The sequence below is a fragment of the Cryobacterium sp. SO1 genome (assembly GCF_004210215.2).
Classification (GTDB): Bacteria; Actinomycetota; Actinomycetes; order Actinomycetales; family Microbacteriaceae; genus Cryobacterium.
The window spans coordinates 3970675-3990676 of record NZ_CP067394.1; the positions used below are offsets into that span (position 1 = coordinate 3970675).

19 protein-coding genes are annotated in these 20002 nt (G+C 68.5%); 10 read left to right on the top strand and 9 right to left on the bottom strand.

Features of this window, described 5'->3' with window-relative positions; translation table 11 throughout:
- Positions 1 to 3: 3 nt before the first annotated feature.
- The 4 genes from BJQ95_RS18915 to BJQ95_RS18930 all read left to right on the top strand — a co-directional run bounded on the left by BJQ95_RS18915 (position 4) and on the right by BJQ95_RS18930 (position 7424).
- Positions 4 to 2541, top strand: a complete 2538-nt coding sequence (locus BJQ95_RS18915) for an ATP-binding protein (protein ID WP_256041466.1) — start codon at positions 4 to 6, stop codon at positions 2539 to 2541.
- On the top strand, positions 2538 to 3239 hold the full coding sequence (locus BJQ95_RS18920) for a response regulator (protein WP_130176173.1): 702 nt from the start codon (positions 2538 to 2540) through the stop codon (positions 3237 to 3239). Before BJQ95_RS18915 ends, BJQ95_RS18920 begins: the two co-directional genes overlap by 4 nt.
- Before the next feature lie 204 nt (positions 3240 to 3443).
- On the top strand, positions 3444 to 4334 hold the full coding sequence (locus BJQ95_RS18925; RefSeq protein WP_165384836.1) for a D-hexose-6-phosphate mutarotase: 891 nt from the start codon (positions 3444 to 3446) through the stop codon (positions 4332 to 4334).
- A 309-nt stretch (positions 4335 to 4643) separates the two neighbouring features.
- Complete coding sequence (locus tag BJQ95_RS18930; protein ID WP_130176171.1) at positions 4644 to 7424, top strand: LuxR family transcriptional regulator; 2781 nt, start codon at positions 4644 to 4646, stop codon at positions 7422 to 7424.
- A 651-nt stretch (positions 7425 to 8075) separates the two neighbouring features.
- Here BJQ95_RS18930 and BJQ95_RS18935 read toward each other — a convergent pair.
- Entirely contained in the window at positions 8076 to 8378 is a 303-nt protein-coding gene (locus BJQ95_RS18935; RefSeq protein WP_130176170.1) for a helix-turn-helix domain-containing protein, read from the bottom strand.
- A 63-nt stretch (positions 8379 to 8441) separates the two neighbouring features.
- Here BJQ95_RS18935 and map point away from each other — a divergent pair, with 63 nt between their 5' ends.
- Together map and nhaA are read left to right on the top strand one after the other, a co-directional pair.
- On the top strand, positions 8442 to 9254 hold the full coding sequence (gene map / locus BJQ95_RS18940) for a type I methionyl aminopeptidase (RefSeq protein ID WP_130176169.1): 813 nt from the start codon (positions 8442 to 8444) through the stop codon (positions 9252 to 9254).
- A 71-nt stretch (positions 9255 to 9325) separates the two neighbouring features.
- On the top strand, positions 9326 to 10735 hold the full coding sequence (gene nhaA, locus BJQ95_RS18945; protein WP_130176168.1) for a Na+/H+ antiporter NhaA: 1410 nt from the start codon (positions 9326 to 9328) through the stop codon (positions 10733 to 10735).
- On the opposite strand, the gene BJQ95_RS18950 is transcribed toward nhaA, so the two are convergent.
- The 3 genes from BJQ95_RS18950 to BJQ95_RS18960 form a co-directional block, all read right to left on the bottom strand.
- The gene (locus BJQ95_RS18950) at positions 10675 to 11025 is read right to left on the bottom strand and encodes a VOC family protein (protein WP_130176167.1); all 351 of its coding nucleotides are present in this window, start codon (positions 11023 to 11025) and stop codon (positions 10675 to 10677) included. The genes nhaA and BJQ95_RS18950 overlap by 61 nt on opposite strands.
- 85 nt (positions 11026 to 11110) lie before the next feature.
- Positions 11111 to 12400 carry an ABC transporter permease gene (locus BJQ95_RS18955; protein ID WP_130176166.1) on the bottom strand — a complete coding sequence of 430 codons (1290 nt, stop codon included), beginning with the start codon at positions 12398 to 12400 and terminating at the stop codon, positions 11111 to 11113.
- Positions 12397 to 13134, bottom strand: coding sequence for an ABC transporter ATP-binding protein (locus tag BJQ95_RS18960; protein WP_130176165.1), 738 nt, complete (start codon positions 13132 to 13134; stop codon positions 12397 to 12399). Before BJQ95_RS18960 ends, BJQ95_RS18955 begins: the two co-directional genes overlap by 4 nt.
- Before the next feature lie 370 nt (positions 13135 to 13504).
- Here BJQ95_RS18960 and BJQ95_RS18965 point away from each other — a divergent pair, with 370 nt between their 5' ends.
- Complete coding sequence (locus tag BJQ95_RS18965) at positions 13505 to 14824, top strand: sensor histidine kinase (protein WP_130176164.1); 1320 nt, start codon at positions 13505 to 13507, stop codon at positions 14822 to 14824.
- Complete coding sequence (locus tag BJQ95_RS18970) at positions 14821 to 15492, top strand: response regulator transcription factor (protein WP_130176163.1); 672 nt, start codon at positions 14821 to 14823, stop codon at positions 15490 to 15492. The genes BJQ95_RS18965 and BJQ95_RS18970 overlap by 4 nt, the downstream gene beginning before the upstream one ends.
- 310 nt (positions 15493 to 15802) lie before the next feature.
- On the opposite strand, the gene BJQ95_RS18975 is transcribed toward BJQ95_RS18970, so the two are convergent.
- From BJQ95_RS18975 to BJQ95_RS18985, 3 genes are all read right to left on the bottom strand, one after another.
- Positions 15803 to 16375 carry a YdeI family protein gene (locus BJQ95_RS18975; RefSeq protein WP_130176162.1) on the bottom strand — a complete coding sequence of 191 codons (573 nt, stop codon included), beginning with the start codon at positions 16373 to 16375 and terminating at the stop codon, positions 15803 to 15805.
- Positions 16376 to 16410: 35 nt separating this feature from the next.
- Complete coding sequence (locus BJQ95_RS18980; protein WP_130176161.1) at positions 16411 to 16755, bottom strand: hypothetical protein; 345 nt, start codon at positions 16753 to 16755, stop codon at positions 16411 to 16413.
- A gap of 89 nt (positions 16756 to 16844) precedes the next feature.
- Positions 16845 to 17837: an arsenic resistance protein gene (locus tag BJQ95_RS18985; protein WP_130176160.1), complete on the bottom strand. Its 993-nt coding sequence runs from the start codon at positions 17835 to 17837 to the stop codon at positions 16845 to 16847.
- A gap of 76 nt (positions 17838 to 17913) precedes the next feature.
- On the opposite strand from BJQ95_RS18985, the gene BJQ95_RS18990 reads away from it, so the two are divergent.
- Both BJQ95_RS18990 and BJQ95_RS18995 read left to right on the top strand, forming a co-directional pair.
- On the top strand, positions 17914 to 18072 hold the full coding sequence (locus BJQ95_RS18990; RefSeq protein ID WP_165384835.1) for a hypothetical protein: 159 nt from the start codon (positions 17914 to 17916) through the stop codon (positions 18070 to 18072).
- A gap of 246 nt (positions 18073 to 18318) precedes the next feature.
- A complete protein-coding gene (locus tag BJQ95_RS18995) occupies positions 18319 to 18576 on the top strand; it encodes a family 1 glycosylhydrolase (RefSeq protein ID WP_370688352.1) in 258 nt (85 codons plus the stop codon).
- 57 nt (positions 18577 to 18633) lie between these two features.
- On the opposite strand, the gene BJQ95_RS19000 is transcribed toward BJQ95_RS18995, so the two are convergent.
- Together BJQ95_RS19000 and BJQ95_RS19005 are read right to left on the bottom strand one after the other, a co-directional pair.
- Complete coding sequence (locus BJQ95_RS19000) at positions 18634 to 19218, bottom strand: Asp23/Gls24 family envelope stress response protein (protein WP_130176158.1); 585 nt, start codon at positions 19216 to 19218, stop codon at positions 18634 to 18636.
- Positions 19215 to 19958, bottom strand: a complete 744-nt coding sequence (locus BJQ95_RS19005; RefSeq protein ID WP_370688353.1) for an RNA polymerase sigma factor — start codon at positions 19956 to 19958, stop codon at positions 19215 to 19217. The genes BJQ95_RS19000 and BJQ95_RS19005 overlap by 4 nt, the downstream gene beginning before the upstream one ends.
- Positions 19959 to 20002: the final 44 nt, after the last annotated feature.

Sequence of the window (20002 nt, forward strand, 5' to 3'; positions counted from 1 at the left end):
CCTATGAAACGCGGTCGACTGCGCGTGCTGCTCGGCGCCGCCCCCGGCGTGGGCAAGACCTACAGCATGCTCGAAGAAGGCCGCCGGCTGCAGGGCGAGGGAAAAGACGTGGTCGTCGCCGTCGTGGAAACCCACGGTCGCGCGGCCACCGCGCTCATGGCCGAGGGCCTGGAGGTGGTGCCCCGCATGCTCGTGCGGCACCGCGGCGTCGAGCTGAGCGAACTCGACCTCGCCGCAGTGCTCGACCGCCGACCCGAGATCGCCCTGGTCGACGAGCTCGCGCACACCAACGCCCCCGGGTCGGTACACACCAAGCGCTACCAGGACGTTGAGGCACTGCTGGCGGCGGGCATCGACGTGATCTCGACCGTCAACATCCAGCACATCGAATCGCTGGGCGACGTCGTGCAGCAGATCACCGGGGTGCCGCAGCGAGAGACGCTGCCGGATGCGGTGCTGCGCGCGGCCGACCAGGTGGAGGTCGTCGACCTGGCCCCGCAGGCTCTGCGCGACCGGCTCGCGGAGGGCAACGTGTACCCGGCCACCCGTATCGACGCGGCTCTGTCGAACTATTTCCGGCTCGGCAACCTCACGGCGCTCCGGGAACTGGCGCTGCTCTGGCTGGCCGACGAGGTCGACACGGCGCTGAAGAGCTACCGGGCCGAGCACGGCATCTCGAACAAGTGGGAGGCCAGGGAGCGCGTGGTCGTGGCGCTCACCGGCGGGCCGGAGGGCGACACCCTCATTCGCCGGGGCGCTCGCATCGCGGCCCGTTCGGCCGGCGGCGAGCTGATCGCCGCGCATGTGATCAGCCAGGATGGCCTGGCCTCGCCGCATCCGGGCGCCCTTGCGGCTCAACGGGCGCTGGTGGAGGAGCTCGGCGGCAGCTATCACCAGGTGGTCGGTGATGACATCCCCCGGGCGCTGGTGGAGTTCGCCCGCGCGGCAAACGCCACCCAGCTGGTGATCGGCGTCAGCCGCCGCAACCGGGTCTCCGCGGCGCTGTCCGGTCCCGGCATCGGCAGCACCATTACCCGCGAATCCGGCGACATCGACGTGCACATCGTCACTCACTCGGCGGCCGGCGGCGGTGCTGCGCTGCCCAGGCTCGGCGGCTCGCTCACCGTGCGGCGCCGGCTGGCCGGTTTCGCCCTGGCACTGGCCGGCGGCCCGTTGCTCACCTGGCTGCTGGTCAGCTTCCGCAGCGAGGAGTCGATCACCAGTGACGTGCTCAGTTACCAGCTGCTCGTCGTGGTGGTCGCCCTCGTCGGCGGGCTCTGGCCGGCGCTGTTCGCGGCACTGTTGTCGGGTCTCACCCTGGACTTTTTCCTGGTGCAACCGCTCTACACGGTCACCGTGGCGGAGCCGCTGCACCTGTTCGCGCTCTCGCTCTACCTCGTCAACGCCCTGCTGGTGAGTTACGTCGTCGACCAGGCGGCCCGGCGCACGCGCACGGCCCGGCGGGCGGCGGCCGAGTCCGAGCTGCTGGCCACCGTGGCCGGCAGCGTGCTGCGCGGCGAGGATGCGTTGCAGGCGCTGGTCACCCGCACCCGCGAGGCATTCGGGCTCAACCGGGTGCGGCTGCTCGCCGACGGAGCGGTGCTCGTCGAGGCGGGCGGGGCGGATGCGAGCCCCGCGGCGGCCCCGGGGGTGCCGGGCGCGGCGGCGACCACGGTGCCCATCGGCACCCGGGCCAGCCTCGAGCTCGACGGACCCGACTTGGCCGCCTCCGAACGACGGCTGCTCAGCGTCATCGCCAGCCAGATCGAAGCCGCCCTCGAGCACCGGGATCTGGCTCAGACGGCCAGCGAGGTCGGTCCGCTCGCCGAGGCCGACCGGATGCGCAGCGCCCTGCTCGCCGCCGTCGGCCACGACCTCCGCCGGCCCTTGGCCGCCGCGACGACGGCCATCAGCGGGCTGCGGGCCACCGACATCACCCTCCCCGAAAGCGACCGCACCGAGCTGCTTGACACCGCCGGGGAAAGCCTGGACACCCTCGCCTCCCTGGTGACCAACCTGCTCGACGTGAGCCGGCTGCAGGCCGGGGCGCTGGCCGTGGCGCTGGGCCCCGTCGATCTCGCCGACGTGGTGCTGCCGGCCCTGGACGAGCTCGGCCTCGGCCCGGACACCGTGCAACTCGACCTGCCGGGCGATCTCGCGCCGGTGCTCGCCGACCCCGGTCTGCTGCAGCGCGCGGTGGTGAACCTGCTCAGCAACGCCATCCGGTTCTCACCGGCCGGCACACCCGCCCGGGTATCGGCCAGCCGCTTCGCCGACACCCTGCAGTTGCGCATCATGGACCAGGGGCCCGGCATCCCGGCCGGCCGGCGCGATGAGGTGTTCGTGCCGTTCCAACGGCTCGGCGACACCGACAACTCCACCGGTCTCGGTCTCGGCCTGGCCTTGTCGAAGGGATTCGTCGAGGGCATGGGCGGCAGCCTCGACGCCGACGACACCCCCGGCGGCGGGCTCACCATGGTGATCTCCTTGCCGGCCGCCGCCCCCACCGCACCCCCCGCCAGCGACGAGGTCACCGCATGAGAATCCTGATCGCCGACGACGACCCACAGATCCTCCGGGCGCTTCGCATCACCCTGGGCGCCCACGGCTACGAGATCGTCACCGCCCACGACGGCCCCGCCGCGCTGGCGGCGATCGTGGAATACCACCCCGACCTGGTGATGCTCGACCTCGGCATGCCCGCCCTCGACGGCCTCGCCGTGATCGACTCTGTGCGCGCCTGGAACAGCGTGCCGATCCTGGTGGTCAGCGGCCGCAGCGGAGCCTGGGACAAGGTGGAGGCCCTGGACCGCGGCGCCGACGACTACGTCACCAAGCCGTTCTCGATCGACGAACTGCTGGCGCGCATCCGTGCCCTCACCCGCCGGATGCCCACCAGCGGCGACGAACCCGTGGTCACCTTCGGCGACATCACCGTTGACCTGCCGGCCAAGACCATCGTGCGGGCCGCACCCGGCGGGCCGGAGCACGTGCGGCTGACCCCCACCGAGTGGCAGATCCTGGAGCTGCTGCTGCGCACGCCGGGCAAGCTGGTGAGCCGGCAGGCGCTGTACGCCGAGGTCTGGGGGCAGCACAAGATGACCGACACCGGCTACCTCCGCCTCTACCTGGCCCAGCTGCGCAAGAAGCTCGAGGCCGACCCGTCCCACCCGCGCTACCTGCTCACCGAGGCGGGCATGGGCTACCGTTACGCGCCCGATCCGCCACCCGCAGCGTGAGGCGAGCGGCCGCGCGATCTGCGGGTCAGGCGCCGTTACGCCGGTGGCGCGCCACCCGCATAACGGCGCCTTGCCCGCATACCGGCAGACAGGGTGCGCGTCGCGTCGAGAACGACGCGCTCCGGCGCCGTTGTGGCTTACGAGTCCCTCAGCAGGGGCCCGGTTCCTAGGATGGGAACACGCCCAACAACCACGGAGGTCACTATGTCTGCAATCGTCCCGCACCTGCCCGAACTGCCGTCCTCCGTCGAATTGGGGATGGGCCCCGGCGGCCTGGCCGTGGCGCGGGTGTTCGGCCCGGCCGGCTCCGCCGAGATCTACCTCCGCGGCGCGCACCTGAGTTCCTGGACGCCCACCGGCGGCACCCCGGTGATCTGGATGAGCGAGCAGAGCGAGTACGCACCGGGCGTGCCCCTGCGCGGTGGCGTGCCGATCTGTTTCCCCTGGTTCGCCGCACACCCCACGGACGCCACGGCCCCGTCACACGGATTCGCCCGCCTCGCCGACTGGCAGCTCGCCGAGGCTCGGGAGGCCGGCGACGACGTGGTGCTGGTGTTCCTGCTTACCGACACCGAGGCCACCCGCGCCTCGGCCTGGCCGCACCCGTTCGAGGCACGCTACACGGTCACCGTCGGGGCCCGGCTGTCGCTCTCCCTGCGGGTCACCAACCGGGGCAGCACGAAGTTGAGCTTCGAGGAGGCCCTGCACACCTACCTCGCGGTCGCCGACATCCGCCAGACCGAGGTCGCCGGCCTCGAGGGCGCCCCGTACACTGACCGCCTCACCGGCCCGCGCCCCGCCGAGAGCACCCCGGTGCGCTTCGACGCCGAGACCGACCGCATCTACCTGAACAGCCAGGCCACCACCACGGTGACGGATGCCGCCACCGGCCGGGTCATCACCGTCGCCAAGCAGGGCTCGGCCAGCACCGTGGTCTGGAACCCGTGGATCGACAAGGCCGCCGCCATGGCGGACTTCGGCGACACCGAGTACACCGGCATGGTGTGCGTGGAGACCTGCAACATCCGCGACAACACGATCACCCTGGCGCCCGGGGAAAGCCACGAGATCAGCGTAAGCTACTCCGTGGCCTGAGCAGGGCCGCGGATGCGGACCGGCAGGAATGCGGTCCGGCACGGATGCGGACCGGGAGGAATGCGGTCCGGCACGGATGCGGACCGGCAGGAATGCGGACTGCGGGGTAGGCGCCGCTGTGCGGGTGGCATGCCACCCGCCTAGCGGCGCCCACCCCGCACACCTCTGAAGAACACGCCGTAAACCCGGGGAATCAGCATCGTGAAGCCCGCGCCTCATGTGCTTGACGACGCGCGGGAGGCCAATAGGGTTGCAACTGCGTGGTTGGTGATTTTTGCACTGCGGCTTACGAAAAGCGGGGATGCGACAGTGGAACTTTTCGGGCGGGACAGAGAAGCTACTGCGCTAAAGCAGACCCTCGAGAGCGTTCTCAGTGCGGAAACCAGTGTCTTGTCTGTTCTGATTGAGGGCGAAGCTGGAGTGGGCAAGACGGCCTTGCTCTCGGCTGTCATTGAGAACGCGCGTCTGGTTGATTTTCAGGTTTTGCAGTGCACCGGAATCGATTTCGGGGCGGCGGCCGGGTTCACTGGTCTGCATGAGCTGCTGTATCCGATCCTTCCGATGATGGATGCGCTTCCACCGCGACAACGCGACGCGTTACGGTCGGTTTTCGCGGTGGACGAGGGCTTGTCGCCGGATCCATTCGTTGTTGCCATCGCTGCCCTGGGTTTGATTGAAGAAGCAGCAGCGGTGCAACCCGTTTTCCTGGCGGTGGAAGACGCTCCATGGCTGGACGTGGCCACAGCCCGGGTTCTGGCGTTCATTGCACCCCGTCTGCGGGGGAGCCGAGCTCTACTCGTCGCGACGGCGCGTTCGGCACCGATAAAAATCGGCTTGCCCACCGCTGACCAAATGCGCTCGCTGCGGCTTGCGTCAACGGTCGTACCCCTCGGTCCCATATTCGACCGGGATGCTGAGCTTCTTCTCGATTCTCTCGACCTATCCCTCTCGGCCGCTGAACGCCGCCGTGCGCTCGTGGCCGCCGCGGGAAATCCGCTCGCCCTCGAGGAGTTTGCCGCGGCCGCCGAGGTTCCTGTCGGTGACACAAACGGCAATCGAACTCTCAATGAAACGCTGCTTGTCTCGAGTCGCCTTGAGGCCGTCTTCCTCGCCACCCTGAAGGAGATGTCAGATCGAGGCCAGAAAGTACTGCTCGTCGCTGCCTCGGCTCCAGACATCAAATTCTCTGACATCCTTGCAGCGTCAAGCCTATTGGGATGCTCACTCGCGGACCTCGACGAGACGGAGAAAGTGAACATCCTGCACGTGTCATCGGGCCGAGTTTGTTTCAGACACCCGCTGCTTCGATCCGTTGTACTCAATGCTTCGTCCCTGGCCGAACGCCTCGAGGCGCACAAGGCCCTCGGGGCCACACTCCAGAGTGATGTCGGGGCTTGGCACAGGGCGTCAGCGTCTCTGAACCGTGACGAGACTGTGGCTGTGGAGCTCGACGTAGTCGCAGATCGTGCGGCCAACCGGGGTGCCCGACCCGACGCCGCCGTGATGCTTCGACGCGCCGCGATCCTTTCTCCGGACGGCGCCAAGGAGGTCGGACGATTGCTGAGATCGGCCGACTTCTTCCGCCAAGCGGGACTCACTCATGCAGCCAGCGCCACGTTGAAGGAGGCGGCCGTCTTGGTGACGGAACCGATGGCTCGAGCGCGTCTGTTCATTTTGCAGCAGCTGGTAGATCTGCCTGCCGACGGGTTGTCGGCTGACCATCAACTAGGTGGAGCACTGACCTTGGCCGCCGAGCTTGCCGGACCGCATGGAACGGCGAACGCTGCAGAACGCCGAATGGTGCTCACCGCGGCCGCGTTCGCAGCCGGTCCGTATCGAACCGAACCGGTCACACGGCAGAGAATTCGCGAAGGTATTGAAGCACTCGGGTTGTCACAGCACCCCACCGCGATGCTCTCCATCGCTGTCGTCGATCCCATGGCCCGCCCCGAAATACGACTCGCGCTCCCCGGCATAATGTCGGCATTAGGCGTCGATCCGTATGCCTCGATGGCGCTCGGGTACGCTGCCGACCATCAGCATGATCACGTTACTGCCCAGGCGGGTTTCAGCTCGGCCAGTGCTCGTTTCCACGCAATGCAGTCCCCGGCTGATGAAGCCACGGCGCTTGCTGGTCTCGCCACGAGCCGGATGTATCGTGGGCAACTGGACCAAGCACATGCTGACGCCGAAAAAGCCATCTCGATCAGCGCGGACCTATCCCTCGACCCCGTCGGCGCCGCGGGTCAGGCCGTGTCCGCGCTAATCCATACGTGGTCGGGTTGTGGCCCTGCCGCACGGCGGGCCATTCAGGCTACCCGGTTCCTCTCCAAGAACGATCTTGCCGCCGCCCGAGCGAAAGCCGACTGGGCGGCTGGCTTGCTCGCTTTGCTAGACGGCCGATATCGCGATGCATTGAAGGACCTTGAGGCGGCCCAGCTCTGGTCAAGCCTCGAGCCCTTGGTTGTTGCTGACGTGGCCGAGGCAGCCGCTGGTTGCGGGGAACCGGCCCTGGCACAGGAAGCCGTGCGGAGGGCCGCGCACATTGCGGATACGTTCGACGCGCCTCATCTGCGCATGCTTGCCCATCGCGGTCGAGCTCTTCTCACTCCGGGCATAGCAGCAGCACAGCACTTCGAAGCAGCTCTCGAAGCGGGCACTAACTGCCAAATGCCTCTTGAACTAGCCCGAACCCACCTTCTCTACGGAGAGTGGCTTCGCCGCGACCGAAGAATCGTGGACGCCCGGCCGCACCTCACGGCGGCGCGGCACGTTTTCGCAGCATCCGGCGCTCGCGCATTTTCGGATCGGGCTGCCGCCGAGCTCCGAGCGGCAGGAGACTCAACCTGGACTGATCGGGAGCCTGGTAGCGGAGCTTTCGATCTCACCGCGCAGGAATCACAGGTCGTTCGGTTGGCGGCAGCTGGGCTGTCCAATAAGCACATCGCGGATCAACTGTACATATCGCGCAGGACCGTGGACTCGCATCTTTACCGAGCGTATCCAAAGTTAGGAATCGCGAACCGGTCTCAGCTTCACGCAGCGCTCGCTCGCACCCGGTCCGGTGTCGACGAAGTCTCAAGCCAATAGGCGCAGCGTCGTCACATGCCTACGTGTCACACGACCAGCTATGGCGAAAAGGGGCTGCATCACGTCGTGGACCTCGAATTAAGTCAAATTACTGATGACCAGACGAAGGTCCGATGCAACGATTCATCTGAACCGTTTAGGGCCTCAAGTACCCGAGATCTCGTCGGAATCCCTGACCGCGCGTCAATTCGGATCACAACCAAATCGAGAGTGAGCAATCATGCAGACCATTCAAGAAATTCTCCTAGCCCTGGCCAACCTGTTCAGCATCATTGGTTCTTACGCGGCATAGCGCCCCTGAGCCGCACGATGCGGTTCGAGAATGCCACGACCGAATCGATCGTGAAACCGGCTCGCCACAACGTCGGAATGTCAACCTCCGCCTCATCGACTCGCGCAGACTCCGCCACGACTGAGCCCGCGCCCACGACTGTCGATAGGAGCACCACCGGCGGCCCGGGTCTCACCCGGGCCGCCACTTTTCATCTTTTGGATCGCTGCGAGCCGGGTCCTTGACCGGTATGCCCGAGTCTGGGACCAGCTCCAAGCACTCAGTCGCCGGCAGGAATTCGAGAATCCGCTGCACGTGCCCGTGCACGCATCCTGGCCGAGTGACGCTGAAATCTACTTCTCCCTCGTTCAACGAGGAGCTCAGGAGGCCAGTCGCTCGGCCGTTCCTGTGCCGGCGCCGGCCGGCGCCACACCGTCTTCTGACTGGCTGATCTCTGCCCACACCGCATCGAGGGACAGGCCGAGCACCTCGGCGATCGCCGCGATGGTCGGGAAGGCCGGGGTCGCGATGCGGCCCGATTCGATCTTGCGCAGGGTCTCCGGCGAGACGTCGGCCGCCAGGGCGGTGTGCAGCATCGAGCGCTCGCCCCTGGCGGAACGGAGGAGCGCGCCGAGGCGCGCGCCGCGCTCGAGCTCGGCGGGGGTGAGCGGCAACCTGACCATGACGATCAGTCTACCGGGATAATATGGCCGGTATAGTTATTGGTTCCACGAGAAGGGCACCGCATGATCGAGATCCTGAACCCCGCCGAGCTGGCCAAAGCGCGGATGTCCGGCGCCCTGGTCGCCGACATCCTGCAGAGCCTGAAGAGCCGCAGCACGGCGGGCACCAACCTCCTGGACATCGACCGGTGGGCCCAGGCCATGATCGCCCTGGCCGGCGCCGAGTCCTGTTACGTCGACTACGCGCCGTCCTTCGGGCGCGGCCCGTTCGGCCACTACATTTGCACCGCCGTGAACGACGCCGTGCTGCACGGGCTCCCGCACGACTACGCGCTGGCGGACGGTGACCTGCTCACTCTCGACCTCGCTGTCTCCCTCGATGGCATCGCGGCGGACTCGGCCATCAGCTTCGTCGTGGGTGACTCGGAGCCGGCGGAGAGCCTTGCACTGATCGACGCGACCGAACGTGCACTGGTCGCGGGGATCGCCGCCGCCGCACCCGGAGCCCGAATCGGCGATCTCTCCCATGCCATCGGCTCCGTCCTCAAAGAGGCCGGCTACCCGATCAACGTGGACTTCGGCGGTCACGGCATCGGCTCGACGATGCACCAGGACCCGCACGTGTCGAACACCGGCCGGCCCGGGCGGGGCTACCGGTTGCGCCCCGGGCTGCTGCTGGCCCTGGAGCCGTGGGTCATGGTCGGCACCGCCGAACTGATCACCGACGCCGACGGTTGGACCCTCCGCAGCGCGACGGGCAGCCGCACGGCGCACAGCGAGCACACCATCGCGATCACCGACGACGGCGCAGAGATCCTCACCCTGCCCACGCCGCGTGCCCAGACCACACACGGGTTGATCAGGGAACTCGGGTAAATTATCGACAGGTGAGCTGGGAAGTCTGGTCAGCACTCGCACGACCGACCCCCCACACCCTCTGGAGTGCCTTGACACACGACACCCCCCACCCGCTGACCCCCGACACGGTTCCCTCCCGCGGCAGCTACCGCGAGAAGCTCCGCATCGGCGCGATCCTCCGCAAGGAAACCGTCGGCGGCTTCCTGCTGGTCGCCGCCGCCGCGGTCGCCCTGATCTGGGCCAACTCGCCCGCGTCCGAGGCCTATTTCGCCCTACGCGACTTCCGGATCGGCTACGCACCGTGGCACCTGGAACTCAGTCTGGGCGCCTGGGCGGCCGACGGACTGCTGGCGATCTTCTTCTTCCTGGTCGGCCTTGAGCTCAAAAAGGAACTCGTGGACGGCGACCTGCGCTCCCCGTCCCGGGCCATCGTGCCCGTCGCCGCAGCGATGGGCGGCGTGGCCGTGCCCGCGTTGTTCTACGCCGGAGTCAACCTGGTCAGCCCGGAGACCCTGCGCGGCTGGGCCATCCCCACCGCCACCGACATCGCCTTCGCTGTGGCGGTGCTGGCCATCGTGGGCTCGCACCTGCCCAGCGCCCTGCGCCTCTTCCTGCTCACCCTGGCCGTGGTCGATGACCTGCTGGCCATCTCGATCATCGCCGTGTTCTACTCCGATGACGTGCAGTTCAGCCCGCTGCTGTTCGCGCTGATCCCGCTCGCGCTGTACACCGTCCTCGCCCAGAAGTACCGGCGCTTCTTCGCCGAGAAGGCCTGGGCCGCCTGGCTGATCCTGCTGCCGCTGGGCTTCGCCGTGTGGGCCCTCGTGCACGCCGGCGGCATCCACGCCACCGTGGCCGGGGTCCTGCTCGGCTTCGCCGTGCCGGTCATCCACCGCCGCGCCCGCCCCGACCGGCCCGCCGCGGAGGGACCAGGCCTGTCGGAGAACTTCGAGCACCGCTTCCGCCCGCTCTCGGCCGGCTTCGCCGTGCCGGTCTTCGCGTTCTTCTCCGCCGGCGTCACCGTGGGCGGCTGGGCCGGCCTGGTCGGCGCGCTCACCGACCCCGTGGCGATCGGAATCATCGTGGGACTGGTGCTCGGCAAGCCCGTGGGCATCGTGGGCACGACCTGGCTGCTGACCAGGCTCACCCCGGTGAAGCTCGACCCGGCGCTCCGCTGGATCGACCTGATCGGCGTGGCGATCCTCGCCGGCATCGGCTTCACGGTGTCGCTGCTCATCGCCGACCTGAGCTTCGGGGCCGGCGGGCTCGCCAACGACCACGCCAAGGTGGGCATCCTGGTCGCCTCCATCACCGCCGCCCTGCTCGCCTCGGTGATCCTCCGCGCCCGCAACCGCGTCTACCGCCGCATCGAGCAGGCCGACGCGGTGGATGCCGACGGCGACGGCATCCCCGACGTCTACCAGCAGCCGGCGCCCGGTCAGCCGTTGAGGGAGTACAGGCTGAGCGCGTTGCCGTCCGGATCGACGAAGTCGACGTAGTCCACAACGCCGGGCACGTGCTCCAGCGGGCCGAGCGTCAGGCCCAGCCCGGTGAGGCGGCGGTACTCGGCGGATGCGTCCGGAACGCCGAGCCGCAGGATCACCTGGGCCCCGGTGCGCCCGGGCGGTTCCTCGCTGAGTTGCAGGTCGATAGGCCCGAGCACGATTTCAATCACCCCCGGGGCGGGTTCCACCGCCGGCACGGTCAACTCGAACACCCGTCTGTACCAGGCCTCGGCGGCCGCCAGATCGCGGACGGGCAGGCCGATGGTTGCGCTCGTCACCTTCATGGCGCCCATCTCACCGCGTGAGCTCCGCGCACGCAAGAGCCCGCCGCCGCTTCGGCGGGGCGGGCTCAGGGCGAGCGACCGGAGACTATTCGTAGCGGAGCGACTCGATCGGGTCCTGCCGGGCGGCGCGCAGGGCCGGGATGGTGCCGGCCAGGAAGGCCAGGCCCATCACGGTGAGCACGATGGTGGCGAGCGCCGCCGGGTCGAAGGCCACCAGGGTGAGCCCGGGCAGGTCGGCCAGCAGGGTGTCGGCGAGCAGAGCGTTGGCGCCCAGGCCGGCCAGCATGCCGACACCCACACCGAGTGCGCTGCCCATCAGGCCGATGAACACGGCCTCCAGGCTGAACAGGCCGAAGATCTTGCCGCCGCCCAGGCCCATGGCCTTCATCAGGCCGATCTCCCTGGTGCGTTCCTGCACGCTCATCAGCAGGGTGTTCACGATGCCGAAACCGGCGGCCAGCAGGGCGATCACGGCGAACCCGTTGAGCACCAGCACGATGCCGTCGATGACGGCCTTGAACGCGCCGATGGCGTCCTCGACGGTGGTGCCGGTGTAGCCCAAATCGCCCAGCGACTCCTTCAGCGCGGTGAGGTCGGCATCCGTACCGGTGGGGTCGAACCGCACGATGGCCTGTGCGTAGCTGTCCTTGCCCGCGTCGGAGAGGCCGACGCTCTGGGTGTCGTAGAGGGTCTGGGTCAGTGTCTCGTTCGCGGTGAACGCCGTCGAACCCACCAGCCCCTCCTCGGCCACACCCATGATCGTGGCGGTGACCTGTGACTGCGTGCCTTGCACATCCGTCACGCCGAAGGTCAGCGTCTGGCCCACCGCGGCATCCGCATCGGCGAAGCCGAGGGCGTCGACGTAGGAGACCGGGATGGCGACCTCGTTGGTGCTGCTGGCCGCGGCGGGTTCGGCGCCGGCGGCAAGGTCGAGGGCCATGCCGGGGATGAAGCTGCCGACGGTGGCCTCGTAGGCCGTGCCGTCACCGACCTGCACGTAGTCGGGGCTGACCCGCAGCTGCGGTTCGACCGAGAGCACGCCGTCCACGTCCTCGATGGCGGTGAGGTCGGTGGAGGTGAGGGCCACGACCGTCGAACCCGGGCGACCCGTGGCGGCTGCGACGGCCCGGGCGTCCGGGTCGTATTCGACCGGGCCATCCGCGGCGTCTTCGGCAGCCCTGGTGACGGTGAGCACGTCGTCGGCGCCGATCGAGGCCACCGTCGTGTCGATGTACTGGTTGATGCCGGTGCCGACCCCGCTGGTGAGGGTGAGCGTGAAGGCGCCGATGAAGATGGCGAGCACCGTGAGCGTGGTGCGGGTCTTGCTGCGCAGGCTGTTCTTCACGGCCGAGCGCACGAGGTCGAAGACGTTCACGAGCGCACCTCTTCACCACTTGACGCTGCGGCCGGGGTTGCGGGCACCGCGTGCAGACTGTCGACGATGAGGCCGTCGCGGATGTACACGCGGCGGTCGCACCGGGCCGCGAGATCCTCGTCGTGGGTCACGATGATGAGGGTGATGCCGTTCTCCTTCTGCAGCGAGAACAGGATGTCCTCAACGACCTTGCCGGTGGCGGAGTCGAGGTTGCCGGTGGGTTCGTCGGCGAAGATGACGCTGGGGTTGTTCACCAGCGCCCGGGCGATCACCACCCGCTGCTTCTGCCCGCCCGAGAGGTCGATGGCTTTGTTCTTGGCCTTGTCGGCCAGCTCCAGCTGCTCCAGGGCTGCCATTCCGCGGCGTTTGCGCTCGGCACCGCCGATGCCGGCGATCTGCAGCGGCAGCGTCACGTTCTCCAGCACGCTCGTGTTGGGCGTGAGGAAGAACTGCTGGAAGACGAAACCGAAGGTCTCGTTGCGGGTCTGGTTGACGACCTTGCCGCTCAGCGCACTGGCGTCGCGACCACTGAGCTCCACGGCACCGGCGCTGGGGTTGTCCAGAAGCGCCAGCAGGTGCATGAGGGTGGACTTGCCCGACCCGCTCTTGCCGACGATGGCTATGGACTCGCCCTGCTGGACGTCGAGGGAGACGCCCTTGAGGGCGTCGAACCGGGTGGCGCCGCGGCCGTACGACTTGTGTATGTCGCGGGCTGCGAGAATTGGCACGGTCATGGGTGGGCTCTCCTGGTTGGTGCGCTGATGGGTGCTGCGCTGATGGGTGCTGCGGTGATGGGCACTGCGGTGATGGGTGCTGCGGTGATGGGTGCTGCGCTGATGGGCGCTGCGCGAGTAGGCGTGCCGGCCGGACCGACCCGGATCGGGCCGGCCCAACGGCACGACTCCAGTCTGCCCGGACCCGCCAAGCCCGGTCATCCTCCCGTTGTGGCAATCCGGCCGTACCACGAGGTGCACGGTCTCGCCGCGAGCCGGAGCCGGCCTACCACGAACGCAGTATGTGCGGCACCCGCGATGGTGGGCTGACGCGGCGCCGATCGGTTGACAGAATGGTGATCGAGCCCGATTCTTCGGGCGGGAGGACACCGTGCGGACCCAACGCGACCAGGCACCGACACGACGGCACCCCCGCTCCTCCGCTCGCACTGCGTCCGGGCACGCCGAGGCCGACCCGGCCGGCCGCGACTTCTCGCCGCTGTCCAGGCTGCCCGCCTGGCTTCGCCACGGCATCCTGCTGCTTGTCGTGCTCGGTCCCAGCTTCGCCCGCACCGACATCGGCGGCAACATCATCTCCAGCCCCGCGGCGTTCGGGTTTGCGCTGGTCTCGGCGGGCGCGGTACTGCTACGCCGGCGGGCGCCGCTGGTGGGCGCATCCGCGGCTGTCGTGGCGTGCGCGCTCGGCTTCGCAGTGGACGGGCCGGTCGTAACTTACCTCATTGCTGTGCTGATCGGGGTGTTCGCGGTGGCGCGCTGGCTGCCGCGACGCACCTCGCTGATCTTCTCCGGCGTCACCGTGCTGGTGATCGGCGCGGCCACCCTCGTGTTCCTCGACTCGACGTGGCACGACGCGCGCGCCATGCTGCAGCTGGCCGCGTTCGTCGGCTTCGCCACCGCCGCGGGAGACGCCAACCGGTCGCACGCGGCCTACATCCGCGGCATCACCGAGCGGGCTCGCCGGGCCGAGGAGACCAAGGAGGCCGAGGCGCTCCGTCGGGTGGCCGAGGAGCGCCTGCGCATCGCCCGCGACCTGCACGACCTGCTCGCCCACCAGATCGCCGTGATCAACCTGCACTCCAGCGTCGCCTCCCAGGCGCTGCCCGCCCGGCCCGACGACGCCGAGAAGTCGCTGGCGACCATCCGCGAGGCCGCCCGCACGGTGCTCGGTGAAATCGGCAGCCTTCTGTCGGTGCTGCGTGCCACGGATGCCGGCGGCACCGGCCTGACGACGGCGCCGGTGGCCGGGCTCGCCGACCTCGAGCCGCTGCTGATCGACTTCGAGCGGAGCGGGTTGCGGGTGGACCACCGGGTGGTCGGCACACCCCGGCCGCTGCCCGGCGCCGTCGACATGGTGGCGTATCGCGTGGTGCAGGAGGCGCTGACCAACGCGCACAAACACGGCGCCGACCGCTCCGCGCTGCTTCACCTGGACTACCAGCCGGCCGCCGTGGAGGTCACGGTGACCAACACCGTGGATCCGCCCGCGACCGCCATATCGTCAGCCGAGCCGTCGGCCGGTGCCGGGCACGGTCTGCTCGGCGCCCGGGAACGGGTCGGCTCGGTTGGCGGCCGGCTCAGCGCCGCCAGGGGGCCGGGCCCGGTGTTCAGGTTCACCGCCTGGCTGCCCACCGACACCGACCGTCCCCTCCCCGATCCGGCCGTGGATCTGCAACCGAATGGTGCCTCATGATCTCCGTAGTCCTCGCCGACGACCAGTCCCTGATCCGCACCGCCGTGGCCGAGCTGGTCTCGCACGAGGAGGGATTCCGCGTGGCCGGCCAGGCCGGCAACGGTCGTGAGGCCGTGCAGGTGGTGCGCGAGACGCGGCCGGACATCGTGCTGATGGACATCCGGATGCCGGTGATGGACGGCATCCAGGCGACCGCGGCGATCTGCGCCGACCCGGCGCTGGCGGCGACCCGCATCATCGTGCTCACCACGTTCGAGGAGGACGAGTACGTGCTGCAGGCGCTGCGAGCCGGCGCCAGCGGGTTCGTCGGCAAGGGCACCGAGGCGCAGGACCTGATGAACGCCATCCGCATCGTGCACGGCGGCGACGCCCTGCTCTCGCCGCGCGCCACCAGGGCCCTGATCGACCGCTACACCGCACCCGCCGTGCCTGCCACGCTCGAGGCTCCCGCCGCCCTGGCGCTGCTCACCGAGCGGGAGCTGGAGATCCTGCTGCTCGTGGGCCGCGGCCACGGTAACGGCGCCATCGCCGACGAGTTGGTGATCTCCCCGCACACCGCCAAGACCCACGTGAACCGCATGATGACCAAGCTCGGCGCGCACGACCGCGCCCAGCTGGTGATCATCGCCTACGAATCGGGCCTGCTGGTGCCCGGCGCCCACCCCTGATCCCCTCCTACCCTTTCGTGACTCGCCCATTTTCGCTAGTCCAGCCGCCCCAGCACTAGCGAAAACGGGCGAGTCAGGCGAGTCAGGCGAGTCAGGCGAGGTGGCGAGGTGGCGAGGGGGCGACTCGCCCGAGTTTGCTAGTCCAGCCGGGCGCGCACTAGCGAAAACGGGCAAGTCAACCCACCCGAGGCGGTGACTCGCCCGAGTTTGCTAGTTCAGCCGGGCGCGCACTAGCGAGAATGGGCGAGTCAGGCGGAGCGGCGGAGCGGCGGAGCGGCGGAGCGCATTGCGCTCGGCAGCGGGGCGCCGCTCAGCGGTAGTGCTGCTCGCCGCGAGCAGCCTTGTCGATCACGTCGCGGATGCGCGCGGCCCGCACCGCGGGGGTCTTGATGGTGTTCAGGCGGAAGTAGATCCGGAACCGCTCGACCTTGGTGAGCCCGGCGACGAACGCGGCCGCGACCGGGTCGGCGTCCAGGGCCGCCTGCAGGTCGGAAGGCGCCACGGCATCCTTCTGCCGGTACGCAGCGTCCCAGCGGCCGTCGGCCTTGGCGCGTTCGACCTCGGCCAGCCCGGCCGGCTGCATCCGCCCCTCGACGATGAGGCGCGCCACGTGCTCCCGGTTGATCTGCGACCACGGGCTGTTCTTCCGCCGCGGCGAGAAACCGGTGAGCGTGTAGTCGTCGTCGAGCCGGCTGGTCTGCCCGTCGATCCAGCCGTAGCAGAGCGCCACGTCCAGGGCCTCCGACCAGGTCATCCCCGGCGCCGACGAGCTCTTCTTGCGCAGCTTCAGGCGCACGCCGCCGTCATCGGGCCGGCCGCGCAGATAGGTTTCCCAGTCCTCGACGCTCACGTCGAGAACGATCCGGTCCTGCATGCCCACCATGCGGCCATCTTACGGATGCCGCGGCGGGCGTCACGTTAGAGCCGCACCACGCTGATCCGGCTACGGGCACTTGCGAGCACGTTATAGACGGAGTACAACGCAACCGGCGCTCCAGAGGAGAGGTGCGCCGTGTGATCGGCGTGGTTCCACACCCATACCGTCGCGGTGTCGCTGTCGGCCGCGTCGCCGTACCCGAACAGGTTGACGCCGATCCAGCCATCGGATGTGGCGCGCACCACGAGACCGTCGGTCCACTTGCTGGGCGTGGCCTCGGCCACCCGCACGTGAATGGGCTGGGTCGTGTGACCGGCTCCGTGGTTGACGCAGCCCTCGCCTCCCGTGCTGTTGCACTGCAGGACGTGCAGCGGTTGCGTGATCATTGGGCCTCCTTCACCGTTGGGCTTCGTTGCCTCGAGTGTAGGTTCGCGATTTTGCCCTGTCACGGGCCGTCGTCACAGAACGCAACACTCTACGGCCGGGCCGCATCCGGCCGGGAACCCGGCACCAGGCGGGGCACCAGCCGCACCAGGACCACCATGCCCAGCAGCTCGACCAGGGTCTGCGTCACCACGGCCAGCGGCGCCAGGGCCAGGGAAGCCGGCAGTGCCAGGGCCAACGGCAGCACCACCAGCGAGTTGCGGGTTGCTCCGCTGAACACCAGGGCACGCGAGGCCGGCACGTCAAGGCGGGCCAGCCGGGCGGCGACCAGGCCGACCCCGACCATGATGGCCAGAAAGGCGATGTAGACCGGCACCACGGCCAGCAATGCGGCGGCCTGTGCACCCACCGCGGCGATCTGAGACCCGACGACCACGGCGAGGGTGACCATCATGAGCGGCACCATCGCCGCCTGCATGGACGTCTCGATGGAGCCGGCACTGCGGGCCCACCGGCGCCGCCGACTGCCGCACTGCACCGCGGCCGCGGCCGCCAGCGGCAGCACGATCAGCACCAGGAACGCCTCGACGAATGGGGCCACCTCGATCAACGCAGCGGCGTCCGGCCCCGCGAAGAGCCACAGGTACCCCGGCAGCAGCACGATCTGCAACAGCATCAGCAACGGTGTCGCGGCCAGCAGCTTGTCGCTGGCCCCACCGGCCAGGCCGGTGAACACGATCACGTAGTCCACGCACGGGGTGAGCAGCACCAGCAGCACCCCCAGCAGCAGGGCCCGGTCATCGGCGACGAACCGACTGAGGCCGAAGACCACCGCCGGTACGAGCACGAAGTTGACCGACAGCACGCTGCCCAGGAACCTCCGGTCGAGGAACGACCGCCCAACGGCCGCCAATGGGACGCCCAGGAAGGTGGCGAAGAGCAGCAACCCGAGCACCGGGGTGATGGTCAGCGAGAGGACGGGGGCGGCGGCGGGTGCCAGCCAGCCGACCAGCACGCCGAGCGCTATGGCCGCGAGGAACAGCGTCACCTGACGCTGCTGAATCCGCTGCACGAACCCCGCCATGCTCCCACTCTAAGGCGGGCGGAGGAGGCAGCGTTGCCCCGGCCCGACTGTCACCGCCGGTGTTTATAGTGATGGGATGAATACCGACGACAAGAACCACCCGAAGGTACCGGACGGCTCCACCGACCTCAGCAGCGCCGACGCCGCCCACACCGAGGAGCTCGCGGACGGGTCACAGAGCGACGGCAGCGCCTCCACCGGAGACGACACCGCCTCTGGTGGCGCGGCGGACTGATCCGCCCGCCGTCACCCGGCGCCAGTGAAGACATCGGCCGCAACACGGCCGCAGACGATCCGAAAACAGAACTGATAACACGCGCACCAGACCGCCGGCACCCCCGACTTCCACGACAACGGCCTGCAGTTCCCCGATTCGTTTGTCTTCGGTTCGGCGACCGCCGCGTACCAGATCGAAGGCGCCGTCGACGAAGACGGCCGCGGCCCCTCGATCTGGGACACCTTCTCGCACACGCCCGGCGCCGTGCAGAACGGCGATACCGTCGTCACGGTCGACGACCAGGGCCTGACCGAGGTGCACGACGACAACCCGGTGGACTATCTGCGTCGGCACGTCACCGCGGCGCACCGCGCCATCCAGAACGGCGTCGACCTGCGCGGCTACTTCGTCTGGTCGCTGAGGGACAACTTCGAGTGGGCCTACGGCTTCTCCCAACGATTCGGGATCGTGCGCGTCGACTACCAGACCCAGGAACGCACCCTCAAGGACAGTGCGCTCTGATACCGCACACTGATCAGTACGCGCCGGCTGCCCTAGGATCCCGGACCGGTCGTCGGGCTAGGCGTCCTTCGGGTTCCGGCGCAGGTGCACATCGGTGATGGTCACGTTCACGGCCACGATGTTCAGTTCGGTGTGGTGCAGCAGCGACGTCGTGATGGCGTCCCGCAGGCGCTGCGCGGTCTGCGGCATCCGCTCGCCCCAGAACACGCTCGCATCCACGTTCACGGTGACCGGACTGCCGGGGGTCGTCACGTCGCCCTCGAGCCGGCAGCGGCCGATGAAGGTGCCGGCGACGGAGTCACCGGCGGCCCGGATCAAGCCTCTGACGGCGCCTTCGGTCAGGCTCAGTTTGGCCTTGGGCGAGGAATGTGACACCGGGATCGAGCGCCCGGCCCTGGCCTCTCGGTGGATGTTGGTGAGGATCCCGGCGACCCAGCTGTCGTCCCGGTCGGGTTCGGCCGAGACGTCCTCGTCGAGGATGTCATGGGCCATCGACCGGAATCTGCTGAGCGCGTCGAAGGCGATCCGGTTTTCCGGTGCCCTGTTGAGGAAATCATCCGGCGGGGTCTCGCCGCGGTCGATGTAGTCGCTGAGCTGCTCGATGAGGTTGTTGTCGGCGTGGCCGTCGTGGGGGGATGTCATCGCCATTCCTCCATCTCCTGCATAAGCTTCTGCCTGGCCCGGGCCAGCAGGCCGCGAACCGTCGACGGAGGCAAGTCCAACTCCTCGGCTATTTCGGCGTAACTCTGCCCACCGATCTCCCGCAGCGTCCAACACTGACGCTGTGCTTCGCTCAGAGTACCGAGTGCACGTGTGAGCCGCTCGCGTTGTGACGCCGCTTCGGCCCGCTGATGAGGGGATTCGGACTCCGGCGCCGGCGCATCCCACTCGCCGAGAGGCTGGTCCTGCCGGCGGGCGCGGATGCGGTCGATCGCCTTGCGGCTGGTGATTCTCATCAGCCAAGCCTTGGTGGCGGCGGGGTCCTGCAGCTCGGGCAGCCGTTCCCAGGCCGTGATGAAGGTTTCCTGCACCACATCGTCTGAATCGCTGTTGGAGCCCAGAATCCGCGTCGCGTAGGCGCGCATCAGCGGCCCGTGGCGACGCACGAGCACCTCGAAGGCGCGCAGGTCCCCGTCCGCGGCGCGGGCGGCGAGTATCGCGTCTGTGGCGTCGCTGAGTGGCGAGCGCTCGTGTGACCCCGTGACTGGCACCGGAGACCTCTCTTTTCTCAAAACAATCTCGGGGCAAGTTGCCAGTGTTCGTGACGAACCATCCGTGAGATGCGTCTGAAGAGTATCAATGAGATTCGGCAAGAGAAAATCGCTCGCCAGCACCCTTCCGTGCAGCATAGTGACAATCTCACCATCCAGCTTTATTGTCACAACTGATCCGCGCCAGCGCGGCCGACGAGCACAGGAGCCCGCCT